Here is a 14,593-nt window from a genome sequence, read left to right as displayed (position 1 = left end):
TGTTCATCAGCTGTAGGGCCATAATGGCAACGTATGGTTCGCGGTAGTTATGGGCATGGGATAAATCAATTCGGTAAGACGGCGGAAATTCTTGACGGAAAAAAGGATATCGAAAAAACACTGCAGGTAATATTCGTCCGCTTCCGCAATATAGTCCTGGTACTCCCTGAGAATATGATAAATTTTTTCTTCAGACTCTTTATCCAACTGCTGCCGGTAGATGCCGGTAAAATCATAGAAATTCATATCGCGAATGATAAGTCGCGCTAAATCACTCAAAATATCGGGTAAAAAAGTGACGTTTCGTTTGATGCGGGCGTTATTGAGTGATTTTCTGATGGTAATAAGCATTTCCACCATATCAGCCAGGCGCCTGGTTCTTGCATAGCCCCGGCGATGTTCAGTAGCGCCATGCCTGTGCGTTACCGGCGCTGGCAATGCTTCACCCGGTTCGACGGTAGAGGGTGAAAAGCGGGTAAACCAATGGGGCTGCCGTTGCCTGATGTTATCTGTCGCCAGATAGGGGCCCAGCTGGATGTTGAGCCTGAGATCATTAGCCAGCACCTGGCCCCGCTGGGAATGAGGCGCAAATCCATCAAAGAGGGTGATTAATTCCATATATCGTACCTGCGCGAGGTCGGGCAGCTTGCTGTTGGCATAAACCAGACCGCGGATAATGTGCGCCATTTCGCGGGGGCGGGAGGGATAAATATTTTGTGGGACAGCCTCCATTTTAAGCGTCAGCACCGCGGGATTATCAGCCGAAGCCGCCAGCGTCCAGGTATTTTGGGTCAGCGTTTTTTCCCTTGCGGCCACAGGAAATTCTGCGATGGCCTCTTCACCATACGTAGTGGTGTTAACAATCTTCTGAAACGCCAGCCTGTCCGACATAACGGGTTCATCAGGCGGCGCGTTAAAAAGATTACCTGCGATCAGGGTATATTGTTCGGATGTGTTTCTTATCGTGAGCTTGCCTTCGGAAAAAGTACCCATTTCTTCGGCCAGGATAATCGAAGGCCCGGTCTCGAACAGCGGGTTAAATAAATTATTGCCTACGCCTGCAAAGCGGCCATCGCCGACGCTGAGTAATAAATGGCTTAAATATAAATCATCATAGAATACCGCGAGCAATTTCCCCGGCTTTATTTTTAACAAATCATCGATTTCCAGCAGTTCGACACCGGCTGACATGTAGCTCTGGCTGGGATAATTTTGACCTAATGCCCGCGTGGTTTTTTGCTGCATATCTTCCGTTTCCTGGGCGCTGAGAAGTTTAGCCTCTTTCAAAATGAGAAAAGGAAAGGTCACTTTCATATGATGATTTTCATCTGTTCGATCAATACGATCATATTCAGCGGTCATGTTACGCGCTGCCGACAAAACGGAAGGGGTATCATCATACTCAGCAGGTAATTTTTCCTTGACATAGCGATAATAATATTTAATCCCTGCGGTTTTATACCATATAGGTTCACGTAGCAAGAACGCGCCTTTGACGTATTTTCCCGGATGTTCCGCCTCACGATAGGGAAAGGCGATAGCCGATTTAATTTTACTGAAATCTTTGTATTTTATCAGGGGGTAATCGTTGCTGATGGTTTTTTTAATCAGATATGCCCATTCGGGTTCATTAAAAACCTGCCGGTCTTCAATGAGCCCGGCTCCGTACGGACGAAGGTAGGTCATATCAACAATATAATTATTCCCATTTATCTTTAAGACTAAAACAATATGATCTACCGGCAAACGATCGTGCTCATTCTGCCATAAGCGTTGCATGCGGTAGGCGACGCCCACTCCCCCATCCAGTGCTAAACCGGTTACAAAGTGGCGCAGCATAATGTTTTCCTCACCGGATCCCTGCGTAAAGACCTCACGGAATTTATGCTCGTCGGCAAGACAATCTACAAAGTCGGTTAACATATTACTTATGTCGCTGTTTTGGTCAAATAAATTTTTCATATGGGTGGTGTAGTCATTTACCATGATTTCTAACATGTAAATGTACATCCATTTATTGTCCCGGTAATGGTCTTTCGTAAATTGTATGGCGCGTAATGGTTCCATGGTAAAAATATCAATTTCTTTATTTATATGCCGGGTTCGACGGCCGGAGCGCATGTATATAGGGAAGCGGTCATTATCCAAAAAATAGGTGGCACTCCATTTGCCTTTATCGTTTTTATACATAGGGATGGCGTAATTGAAATTTATAACCTCGGTCGGTTTGACGACACGCCAGGATTTTATCGCGGCATCCCAAATAACCTGAAAGAAATAATCGTCAATCTCGATAAATTTCTGCGTGGTCCCCTGTCCCTGATCAAGGATAAATGTGCCATCGTTGTTTTTTTGAGAGAGTAAATTTTTATCAATTTTAGCGGACCAAAGAATAAAATTAGTCATTCTTTGCTCCATATTATTTAGAATAAAATTGCTCATCCATGAAATTACCGTGGCCATATTTTTAGATAAGTGATGCTTTACCTGCCTTGAGAATATGGAATGTATCGGCAACGGATTTAGATAACCGATAAGGCTGCTAACAACAGAACCCGAGCTTTTTCTTGCAATAGTGGGTAATTCTTCAACCAGTATTTTTGAAATAGCCCTATTCAGCTGCTTAACGGGCAGGTTATCGATATTGGCAATGTTAAATAAACGTTTGTATAATATCCCGGTTCCTTTGGCCGCACTACCGGTTAATTGCGCGAGCATAAAAGCCAGATCAAAAGTATCGAATATGATTTCTATGCCATTGGGCTGGTTGTCAGCGTCATGCCATTCCTTCCACAAGATTTCATAAAAGGGTATTAACGCCAGCAACTCTTGCCACCATTTTCTTTCTCGTAGCGAAATTTTTAACTGATCTGTTATCTCCTTTAGCATTTGCGTATTCCAGTAGTCCATTATTTCCATCAGCGTCTTATATCCATCTTTTTCTTTTCCCGCCACCAGAACATAATCCGGTGTGGGCATGCTGGCAATGTTTTCTTCTGGTTCAATCAGGAAAAGACTCAATGGCGACATACGCAACGTAGAGTTGTCAAAATGAATATTAAAAAGCTCTAATAAATCATCTGTTGTTATAGATATTTTCCGGCGATTAAGCCAGTTAAGGTCGAAATTGGTTTTTTTATGTTCAGCCCGAATAAAACTAAGTATGACATTCTCAGGAGATATCGATATCTCTTTGATAAATGGAGCGCTAAAAAGAGTGCATGCCATAATGAGTTTATGACTGTAAGTTTTAATCAGGGAAAAAGTGCCAAAGTTATTATTTGGCGCGAAGATATCAGTATTGGGAGATAATGAATTCTGGACGTAATTCCTAGAATAGATTTTAAAAGTATGTACTTCCTTGGGGGGATAGATCATATCCAAATAATCTAATTGCGAACGGGAAAGAATTTTATATGTAAATTGCCGTGCTTCCTGTTGTAGGGAATAAGCTTTATAATGGATAAATTGGTTATAAAAATCTCTGGCTGAATCAAATTCACTCGAGGGTTTCAACTCAAATATTTTTTTGAAATTTTCAACGGATCGCGACTCGAAATCAAGCGCGACCATTTTTTTTGCCTCTTGAAATTGCTTGATGATAAATAATGAATTGAGTTCGCTTAACTGATCCGGCCGGACGCGATGATAATCCATGTACCAGTAGATTGACGCTCTCAAAAGCAGTTCAATATCGCCCATAGTAACGCGGTGGAAGTATTGGTTGAGTATGTCCTGCTTTGATTTGTTGCTGGCGTCGCCGGGGAAGGCCATTATCATCGCCATGATTTTTGCTTCCGCCAGCCGTTGCTCATCCGTGTTACTGCCTAACAACACTTGTTCGTGCTGATGCTCGTCGACTATAATTATTAAGGAGGTTTGCAGCTTTTCAAGGAAACTCAACAATAAAATGCATTCCTTGTCATATTTAATTTGATCGAATAAAGTATTAATCCATTGAGGATTATGCGCATAGGCAGGATCGTCCATACGCGCAAGATTGGTGGCCGCGCTTTTCTCAAGGCAATGTAATGTCTCTTGGTAGGGTAGCAAACTTTCATCCTGCCAGCGTTGGCCTGCGTTGTGAGTAGCTAGGCGGGTACGATAAAAAGCGATGTCACGCAGCAACCGGTCGATATGGGGATGATATTTATCACTGCCGTGGATAAAATCCACGATCTGCTTTGCCACCAGCTCGGCTATTTCCTCTTCGCTTAACGGTGGGACCGGCTGGTCAAAAAGATTTCTGTATTCAGTCAGCTCTCCTGGAATAAAAAGATAATTGCCCTGAATGCTTAGGCCATTGTTCCTGCTATACTCGAAAATATAATAAAAAAAACGCTTAATAAGAATCCGCTTGAGATTTTTGGGCTGTTCATCGAGCATGTCAATATATATTTCCCGGGAATTGTAATAGATGAGTCTGTCTATTGTTGGGATTGAATCACTAAATAATGATCTTTCGTATTTATGCTGCGCTTCTTGCATTAAAATAAGCATTGTATATTGTTCTCTATACATTTCAACGTCGTCTAATGATGATTCTTTAATCAGTTGCAGCAGGTTTTTTTTGGCATCGGCATACGAAATGCCATTTTTAAAATCTATCAATTCACGCAAAAGTTTGAAATTGATTTTTCCCAACGCCTCTTCAATGTGGTGGCTAATCTGAGGATAAAAATCGGCCACCATCCTCTGCTCTTTGAAATAGTTTCTGCTGGAATTTTCATATTTTGTTATTTTGGCCGACGATTTAATACAATCTTCAATATTGTTTTCGATATATTTTTTGATCATTATAATATCAGTAAACTGCACTATATTGTTAAGGTATGAAATATCGTTAAATAGTTCAGTTATTTTGTCGTATAAAAAAATATTGAGATCGTACATCCATTCTAGCGAGTAAATTTTACCTTTCGCCAATGGGATATATTGCTGTTTAATTTCCGTATATAATTCTTTGGCTGCATGATTAGCGATATGTAAGTTTGTTTCACAGATATGATTTTTTCCATTATCGTCGTTTTCTGTTATCGGCGGATCGGAAAACAAGGGCAAGGCGTGGTCATGCCGCCGCTCAATGTCATCTACCGCTGCCGCGCCGGCGCCAGGTAACAATGTGGGTAGAAAGAACCTATGACGGGATTGCCACAGGGTGGTTAATATGCCGGAGGCACGCAGCGGGGAAGGACCGATATCGCGTGCTTGCGCGTTGGGCCGGTGCCCCGATGCGGCGATTTTTGCTTGTTGCGGCCCCGGTGTGCCCCGGGGTTGTGCCTGGAAAATCCGGCTCGCGTAATAGCCGCTGACCACGCCCGCGAGATGCTCCAGCAGATTGACCAAATTGTCCATCCAGGTGCGGGGCGGACCGGCAAGATCGTCAATATGATAGATCTCCCCATCGGAAAGCAACCACCGCCCGTCCATTTCCGCGATATAAACACCATAGCCGCCAGGCAAGACAATCTTGCGGGTCGGTATGCTAAGGGATTGATCGGCAATAGTGATGGTAATATTTTTTCCGGTTGTCGCCGTGGATACGCTTTCGGGATGTTTTTTAAATAAAGCCACGCAGGCGTATAACCGATCCGCTTTTAATTTTTGTTCAGCTGTTTCTTCAGTGTCAATACCGTTATGTGGTTTAGATACGCATTCGCGCTGCTTTGACGGCAGATTAGTATAATGTTGGTTCTGAACGTTGTTAATTTTTTGATAGTAATTATTAATTGTTGATGAGTTGGCATGACCTGCGACAGCGACGTTGGATTCTTTTGTTAAAAAGCAATTATATTGGCTGATAGTTGTATTTAACATAGTATCTCCAGTGATTTATAGGCATCTGTGCAGCTTGCCGGCGGGAAAAGTAAGCGGGGCGCCATAATATTATGGCGTGCTATATAAGGCATATTGGAGCATGTTAATTAAGAAAGGACAGTGGATTTTTCGTTAATGTATTTGTGATAAAAAAGCGCTTGCTAACGAACGTAAAAAAATGCCGTTGTTTATTGTTATTGCAACCATAGGCGCAGCATGGCCGGCACAGCCGGTAATTGCGACAGCAGGTACAACACCAGGCCGATAAATCCCCCCACCAGCGTGCCGTTGATGCGAATAAACTGCAGATCCTTGCCGATGTTCAGTTCTATTTGCCGCGACATATCGCGCGCGTCCCAGCTTTTTACCGTATCGCTGATATGCTGGGTCAGGAAGGCCGAGAAGTCGGGCGCCATGCGCAGGGCCGCCTGTTCCAGATGCTGGTTTAACGAAGCGCGCAGGTTGGCATCCTCCGCCAGCGTCCGGCCCATCCAGAGGCCGGCGTCGGTCACCTTGCCATGCAATACCGAGTCCGGCCGATCCAGATCGTCTTTCAGCCAGCCGCGCACATCACCCCACAGGCCGCTGATATAGGTATTCAACACCTCATCGTTTTTCAAGTAATGTTTGATTTCCTCCGCCCGGCGGGCAGTAGCGGGGTCGTGTTTTAGCCGCTCGATCAATTTTTGCGCCAGCCGATCGAACCGCCCGCGCAGCTCATGGCCGCGATCGCGGCCAATTTCATCCAGCCAGGCGTTCACCGCGTTGGCCACCGCCGTGGCGCTGTGTTCGCCAAGCCATTCCGTCGGCAAAACCTTTTCTTTCAGCGGATGCTCACGTTTAAGCCATTGGATAATCTGATCGGCGATAAGCGTGCGGGTGGAAGATTTGTTCAGCAGTTTAACCAGTTGGCGCAGCCCCGCGTCCAGCAAATCCTGATGCCGGCCGTCTTTGGTCAGGCTGTCCAGGATGGCGCCGACGGAAACGGACAGGTCGATTTTATCTATCACAGCGTCCAGGGCGCGGCGGATAAAACCCTGGATGCGCCGGTCATCGGTAAAGTCGAGAAAGCCGCGCATCAGCTGCAGGATTTGGCCGCCCAGACGATCGGCGTTGGCGGGGTCGGTCAGCCAGCCGGCAATGGTCTGCGCCGGATCGTGTTTCCTGATAAGGCCGGCAAGGGACGACGTATTGAGGAATTTTTCCCGGACGAACAGCGCCAGGTTATCGGCAATTTTGTTTTTATTGCGCGGAATAATGGCGGTGTGGGCGGCGATGAACGGGATCGGCACCCGCCTGAACAGCGCTACGACGGCAAACCAATCGGCCATGGCGCCGACCATTGCCGCCTCGGCGACGGCCTTGATTCCATCGCGCCAAAAGCCGGGCGGTATAAACAGCGTCGCGACAAATATGCCCGCGGCCACGGCCAATAACAGCAGAGCCACCCGTTTGATTTTTTTCAGTTCCGTTTGTTTAGTCATAAAGTACTAATATCGGCATCCATCAGGCGGCCGTGGCCTTGGCGCTCTAACGCTCGGGGACAGCCGCCGGTGACTGCGCAGAAGAGGCGCACGCCATCGGGCGTGTGAACGACTTCTCGTGCGGTGGTTAACGTTCAGGTTCCTTAAGCGTAGTCGGCATTTCATCCGGCGGTAAACGAATAGGCGGCCGATCCCTTCCTTCGCGCGCCTTGCCGTTAACGCATTCTTATCACCTGCCGGCGCCGGCGTGTTCAAGAGAAGTCTTAACGCGTTTATCCGTGATTTGCCCTACGATACCGTCGGCAACGCCCCCGTCACCGGCAGCCATCGTGCAAGTTTCCTCCGCTGACGGCAACACGCTTGATGGTATTCAGTGTAATATTAGTGGGCAAATAAAATGCCATACAATATTAAACCGTTATCGGCCTAGCGGCGGACGACGGCAGATAATAATCAGTACCGGCAGTTATCTGTGAGCGTCGCATGCACAACAACCGGCGTAGCGGCCACGGCATCGTTGATTTTCGGAATCATTTACTCTATGTATAACTTTTTCTTTCGGACATGTTTGCACCGTTGCGTCCTGATGGTGTTTATCATCGCGGCGGGTTTTTCCCCCATCGATGTTGTCTTTGCCGCCGATCCCGCACCGGCCGGCGCCGCCCCCGCCGCGCCGAAACTGGTGGCCAGCGTGGAATTGCCCAAACTGCAAAAGCAGTTGGACAGCATCAAGCAACGCGTCTCAGCCGCCACCAATGACAATCAGCTGAGCGCGCTGAACGATGAGACGCTGCAATTAGCCGCCGACGCCGACGCGCTGGTGGCCGCCATCCAGCCGGATCGGGCCCAGGTCCAGGCTCAGCTCGATATCCTGGGGCCGCCGCCCGCCGAGGGGGCGATGCCCGAGACCAGCGTGGTCGCCCAGCAACGCAATGCTCTGAATAAAAGCAAAACGCTTATCGACGGACAGCTCGAACATGCCAAGGCTATCAGTACCGGCGCCACCAATTTATCAGTGCAAATCGTCGATATCCGCCGCAATGCGCTGCGCACGCAGATGGCGCTGAACTCGGGCAGCATCCTGTCGGGTAGCTTCTGGTCGCCGTTGTTCAATACCGCGCCGGAAGACAAGCGGCGTCTGGACAATTTCGGAGAACAGTTAAAAGAGGCCTGGCTTGCGGCCTGGGAGCCCGAGTGGCGCTTTGGCTCGGCCGCGCTGCTGATCATGGCGCTGGCCGTCTGGGCGTTGGCCAGTCGGTTATTGGACAAGCTGACGGCGTGGTTCTGTATCAATATCCTGCCGGAAGGGCGCCTGCGGCGCAGTTTCCTGGCCTGCGCCACGGCGTTGGTGACCGTATTCAGCGTCGGGCTGGGGGCGCAGCTGATTTTGCTGCTGTTTCTCCGCCATCCCGATGTCTCGCAGCTGGTGACGGATTTTATCATCGAAATCTTTAAGCTCACCCTGTTTTCGGCGTTGATTGCCGGGCTCGGCCGCGGATTGCTCTCCATCAAGCGCCCCTCGTGGCGGCTGATGGCCATCGCCGATCCGGTGGCCATGGCGATGCGTTCGCTGCCGCCGATGCTGGCGTCGTTTATTCTGGTGTTCGGCGCGGTGGAGCAGATGAATAACCTGGTCGGCACCAGCGTCGCCACCACGATTTTCGGCAACGGCATTTCGGCGCTGCTGGTGGCGCTGACCGCAGGCTACGCGCCGCTGCGCACCAACCGTACCCGGCGCAAGCTTCTGGCCGAAGGCGGGGAGCCGGAAGCGCGCAGGACGCTGGCCGGGCTGATTCACTTGTGCATTACCGTCACCGCCATCGCCATCCTTGTTTCCCTGCTGATCGGCTATATCGCCCTGGCGCGGTTCCTGACATATGAGCTGGTGTGGGTGGGCATTATCCTGTCCTGCCTTTATCTGCTGATCCACCTGGTGGTGGATCTGTCCGATAGCCTGTTTTCCCCTGCCACCCTGGTCGGCCAGCGTATTAAACACTCCCTCGGCCTTGACGACCGCCACCTGGCCCAGGCCTCCACGCTGTTGTCGGCCATCGGTAAAACGGTGCTGATCCTGTTTGCCGCGGTGGCGTTGCTTAACGGCACCTTTGGTTCCACCACCCCGCTGGCGTTGCTGAACAAGGCCATCGATATGTGGGGCGGCAAGGGGCTGGAGAAGCTGAATATCGTCCCGGCGCATGTGATGAACGCGTTGATTTTCCTGGCCATCGGCATCTATGTGCTGCGCTCGGCCAGGCGATGGCTGGATAAGGATTTCCTGCCGCAGACCATGATGGAGCCCGGCATGCGCGCTTCGCTGGTGATCCTGTTCAGCAATATCGGGTATGTGCTGATCGCCCTGCTGACGCTGTCGACGCTGGGCATCCAGTGGAACAACCTGGCGTGGATCGTCAGCGCCCTGTCGGTGGGCATCGGTTTCGGCTTGCAGGAAATCGTGAAGAATTTTATTTCCGGCATTATCCTGCTGATTGAGCGCCCGGTAAAAGTAGGCGATTTGATCACCATCAGCGGCGTCGAGGGGGACATCCGGCGTATTAACGTGCGCGCCACCGAAATCCAGCTGGGCGACAGGTCTACCGTTATCGTGCCGAATTCACAGTTCATTTCCCAGAACGTGCGTAACGCCACCATGGGCAACGCCCAGGGCGTGGCGACCATCGCCCTGACGTTCCCGTTGGATATCGACCCGGAGCAGGTGCGTAATCTGTTGCTTGAGACCTACCGCGATCATGAGTCCATCCAGGATACGCCCGCGCCCTCGGTGACCTTCAGCCAGCTTGGCCCCAGCGGTATTACGCTAAGCGTAACCGGGTTCGTCAGCAGTCCGCGTATCGTGGCGGGCACCAAAAGCGATCTGTTGTTTGACATGCTTAAACGCATGCGCGCCGCCGGCATCGTGCTGTCTACGCCGCAGAAAATGATTTTCGAGAATTCGCCGCCGTCGGCGCCGGGCATACTGGACACCACGGCCCAGTAGCCCGTTAAAACCGCGGCGTCGGCAATGACGGGCCTGGCGCCCGGCGGCGGGGGATCCGTTATGGCATGGCCGCTATGCGGCCGGCCCGGGCAAGGTATCCTGTCCTTCACCCAGCGGCCGCTGCATCAGCAGCGTGTCGACCCAGCGGCCATGCTTAAACCCAACGGCGGCCAGGGTGCCGATAAGCCGGAATCCCAGTTTTTCGTGCAGACGAATGGAACCAATATTGCCGCTGTCGCCGATAACCGCCAGCATCTGGCGCCAGCCGCCCCGCTGCGCCCGCTCGATGGCCTCGGCCAGCAGGGCATAACCTATTCCCTGGCCGCCCATTTCCGGATGAATATAGACCGAGTCCTCCACGGTAAAACGGTAGGCATGGCGCGGACGATATAATCCCAGGTAACAGTAGCCGACCACCCGACCGTCGAGCCTTGCCGCCAGCCAGGGCAATCCCTTCGCCAACACGCCGGCGCGCCGCGCCGCCATGTCCGCCAGGCAGGGTGGTTCGGTCTCGAAAGAGGCGATGCCGTGCAGGACATGCCAGGCGTATATCGCCTGGATGGCGGTCATATCCGCGTCGGTGGCGTCGGTGATGCTTAAGGGGGTAATGGACACGTTATCGGCCTGTCAATCAAATACATCAGGCGTTCAGCATAATGCAGAAATTCCGCGCCGGGTAGCCGCTTTCTCTTATCGACGCCATAAGCAAAACAGGGTACCGCCGCATTTTGGCCCCGGCTAGTCATTTTGTCCCACGCCCGCCGGCATGGCCCGTGCACGTCGGAACACCGCGCCGTAGCGACGCATCCTCGGCAACAACAGCGCCGCGATAAGGCCCAGCAGCGCTGCCAGCGACAGCCAGGCCCCCGGCATGGCCTTATCGCCGCTGGCATGGATGAGATAGCTGGAAACCGCCGGCGTAAAACCGCCGAAAATGGCCGTCGCCAGGCTGTAGGCCATGGAGAAACCGGTGGCGCGCACGTCGGCCGGCATGACTTCGGCAAGCGTGACCACCATGGCGGCGTTATAGCTGGCGTAGAGAAAAGACAGCCACAGCTGGGCCATCATCAGCCGGCCGAACGCCGGGGCGACCACCAGCCAGTGCAGCACTGGATAAGCGGTCAGCAACATCAGGGCGCTACAGGCCAGCAACAGCGGCCGCCGGCCGATTTTATCCGACATGGCGCCCATGACCGGCAGCCAGAACAGATTGGAAACGCCGACGCACATCGTGACGATAAAACTTTGCTGCTCGCTGAAATGCAGCACGCTTTTGCCATAGGTGGGCGTAAAGGCGGTGATCATATAAAACGCCACGGTGGTGGTGGTCACCATAAACATGCCCACCAGCACCAGCCGCCAGTTTTCCGCCATTGAGCGCATGATATCGGCGGTATGGGGATGGTGGGGGCGCTGTTTGAATGCATTGGTTTCCTCCAGCATGCGCCGGATCCAGAACAGCACCGGCACAATCAGGCAACCGATAAAAAACGGTACCCGCCAGCCCCAGGCCGCCATGACGGCCTCGCCAAAAAGATGATGCAGCGCCACGCCGAGCAGGGCGGCAAAGATAACCGCCACCTGCTGGCTGGCGGATTGCCAACTGACATAAAAGCCCTTCTTGCCCGGCGGGGCGATCTCGGCCAGGTAAACCGATACGCCGCCCAGCTCCACGCCGGCGGAAAACCCTTGCAGCAGGCGTCCCAGCAGCACCAGCGCCGGCGCCGCCACGCCCAGGGTGGCGTAGCCGGGCACGCAGGCGATGGTCAGGGTGCCGAACGCCATCAGCGCCAGGGTAAGCAACAGCCCCTTGCGGCGGCCGTGGCGGTCGATATAGGCCCCAAGCACCAGGGCGCCCAGCGGGCGCATCAGGAACCCGGCGCCGAAGGTCATCAGGGTCATCATTAACGAGGCGAACGGATTATTATTCGGGAAAAACGCCGCGGCGATGGCGCTGGCGTAATAGCCGAAGACCATAAAATCGTACATTTCCAGGAAGTTGCCGCTGGTGACGCGAAAGACGGTCATGATGCCGGCCTGGTGAATCCCGGCGTGGGAGTCAGGTGAAGACATAATTAATAACCTATGCAATCAAAAACATTTTATTAACATTGCCGCCGGGGTTTAAAAAGTGATCCAAGTCTCATTTATCTTCATGGCTACGTTAACCCCAAAGCAGAGAGATATTTTTGCCCAACCCGCGCATCCGCGACGTATTTCCCGTAAACTCATTGGCGCTGTAATTTTTTTCCGTGGAATTTTTTATCCCGCCCGCTGTCGAAAAAGTCGAACCCGGGAGGAGCCGAGTGCCCGAAGCCCGCCGCGACGCCTGTCGGCGCACGGCTCCGCGCGGTCACTATACTGCCAGTCATAGGAACCTTTTCCGGCATGGAACGAAGATCATTTATCAAAGCTTCATTGGCCCTGGCCGCCTATTGCGGCGTGCCCGCCATGGCATCATTATTCGTGCGCTCGGCGCAGGCCGCCGACACCGTCGCCGACGGCAGCGCAACCGCGTTTGATTTTTCCACGCTGAAGACCATGGCCGCCAATCTGGCGGGGCAGGCCTTTGGCGGTCCTCCGGCAGAACTGCCGAAGACCCTGGCCGAACTGACTCCCCAGGCTTATAACGATATCCAGTACGATGCCAACCATTCGCTATGGCATGACGTTCCCGGCCGTCAGCTGGATGTGCATCTGTTTCATGTCGGCATGGGATTCAAGCGCCGGGTGCGGATGTATTCCGTTGATCCGCAGGCCCATCTGGCCAAGGAGATCCATTTTCGGCCCGAGCTGTTTAACTACCATAACGCCGGGGTGGACACCGCTCAGCTCCAGGGGCGCGATAACCTGGGTTTTGCCGGTTTTAAAGTCAATAAGGCGCCGGAGCTGACCCGACGCGACGTGGTTTCCTTCCTTGGCGCCAGCTATTTCCGCGCGGTGGACGATACCTATCAGTACGGCCTGTCGGCGCGCGGGCTGGCCATCGACACCTTTACCGATCAACGGGAAGAATTTCCTGATTTTGTCGCTTTCTGGTTCGATAAACCGCAGCCCGCCGATACCACCTTTACGTTGTACGCGCTGCTCGACAGCCCCAGCGCCACCGGCGCCTATCGTTTTGTCATCCATTGCGAGGCCGAACGGGTGGTAATGGATATCGAGAAACATATCCATGCCCGCACGGCCATCAAGCAGCTCGGCGTGACGCCGATAACCAGTATGTTCAGCTGCGGCACCAACGAACGGCGCACCTGCGATACCATCCATCCGCAAATCCACGATTCCGATCGCCTGGCGATGTGGCGCGGCAACGGCGAATGGATCTGCCGCCCGCTGAATAATCCCCAGCGACTGCAGTTTAACGAGTACCTTGATGAAAATCCCAAGGGGTTCGGCCTGCTGCAGCTCGATCATGATTTTGACAATTACCAGGATGTGATCGGTTGGTATAATAAGCGGCCCAGCCTGTGGGTAGAGCCGGTGGGCGACTGGGGCAAAGGGTCGGTCAACCTGCTGGAGATCCCGACCACCGGCGAAACCCTGGACAATATCGTCTGCTTTTGGCAACCCGCCGAGCCTATCCAGGCCGGGCAAGAGCTCAGCTTCAGCTATCGTCTGTACTGGAGCGGCGAACCGCCGGTCAGCAGTCCCCTGGCGCGGGTTAAGGCCACCCGTACCGGCATGGGCGGATTCCCTGAAGGCTGGGCGCCGGGCGAGCACTATCCCGCCACCTGGGCGCGCCGCTTCGCCATCGATTTTGTCGGCGGCGACATCAAGGCCGCAGCGTCCCAGGGGATAGAACCGGTGATTACCCCCACGCGCGGCAAGATCGATAATATCGAGATCCTGTTTGTCGAACCGATGGACGGGTATCGTATCCTGTTCGACTGGACGCCGGACAGCGATTCGATTGACCCGGTGGAGCTGCGCATGTTCCTGCGCACGCGCGGCAATGTGCTGAGCGAAACCTGGCTGTACCAGTATTTTCCGCCGCCTCCCGATAAGCGTAAGTATGTCGACGACCGCCAGATGAGCTGACGGAACCGCGTTGCTTGCACCGGCAGCGCATAGGGCGGAGCGGGCAGCTCCGCCCTTTTTCAACGTCCGGGCCGTGATGCGCGGCCGGTCAGCGGCATTTGGGCCACGCTGAGCCGCAATGCGTTATGACCGGGCCTCACCGTAGTGCATTCCTCTCATCTCTTGCACCAAAAGCGGAAGTATGGCCGCCGCGTACGTTTGCCATCCCGGAAAAAATCCACGAATAACATGATTAATCATACGGTTACCATGAGTG

General features: G+C 52.7%; 6 protein-coding genes. 2 read left to right on the top strand and 4 right to left on the bottom strand.

The annotated features are described in order from the left end of the window. Positions 1–6: 6 nt before the first annotated feature. Together ACL2XF_RS17605 and ACL2XF_RS17600 are read right to left on the bottom strand one after the other, a co-directional pair. Positions 7–5,817, bottom strand: a complete 5,811-nt coding sequence (locus tag ACL2XF_RS17605; RefSeq protein WP_413727250.1) for a hypothetical protein — start codon at positions 5,815–5,817, stop codon at positions 7–9. Between the two features lie 194 nt (positions 5,818–6,011). Then, a complete protein-coding gene (locus ACL2XF_RS17600; protein ID WP_410012320.1) occupies positions 6,012–7,301 on the bottom strand; it encodes a DUF445 domain-containing protein in 1,290 nt (429 codons plus the stop codon). A 586-nt stretch (positions 7,302–7,887) separates the two neighbouring features. On the opposite strand from ACL2XF_RS17600, the gene ACL2XF_RS17595 reads away from it, so the two are divergent. Continuing rightward, positions 7,888–10,296 carry a DUF3772 domain-containing protein gene (locus ACL2XF_RS17595; protein ID WP_413727249.1) on the top strand — a complete coding sequence of 803 codons (2,409 nt, stop codon included), beginning with the start codon at positions 7,888–7,890 and terminating at the stop codon, positions 10,294–10,296. A gap of 72 nt (positions 10,297–10,368) precedes the next feature. Here the strand turns inward: ACL2XF_RS17595 and ACL2XF_RS17590 are convergent, their stop codons facing one another. Continuing rightward, entirely contained in the window at positions 10,369–10,911 is a 543-nt protein-coding gene (locus tag ACL2XF_RS17590; protein ID WP_410012318.1) for an N-acetyltransferase family protein, read from the bottom strand. Between the two features lie 123 nt (positions 10,912–11,034). Further along, on the bottom strand, positions 11,035–12,369 hold the full coding sequence (locus ACL2XF_RS17585) for an MFS transporter (RefSeq protein WP_413727248.1): 1,335 nt from the start codon (positions 12,367–12,369) through the stop codon (positions 11,035–11,037). Between the two features lie 315 nt (positions 12,370–12,684). Here ACL2XF_RS17585 and ACL2XF_RS17580 point away from each other — a divergent pair, with 315 nt between their 5' ends. Then, the gene (locus tag ACL2XF_RS17580; RefSeq protein WP_413722012.1) at positions 12,685–14,337 is read left to right on the top strand and encodes a glucan biosynthesis protein D; all 1,653 of its coding nucleotides are present in this window, start codon (positions 12,685–12,687) and stop codon (positions 14,335–14,337) included. Positions 14,338–14,593 lie beyond the last annotated feature (256 nt).

Source organism: Sodalis sp. RH19 (assembly GCF_047324215.1).
GTDB lineage: Bacteria > Pseudomonadota > Gammaproteobacteria > Enterobacterales > Enterobacteriaceae > Acerihabitans.
The sequence above is the reverse complement of the archived record's forward strand: the minus strand, read 5'-3'. Positions and strand labels throughout refer to the sequence as shown.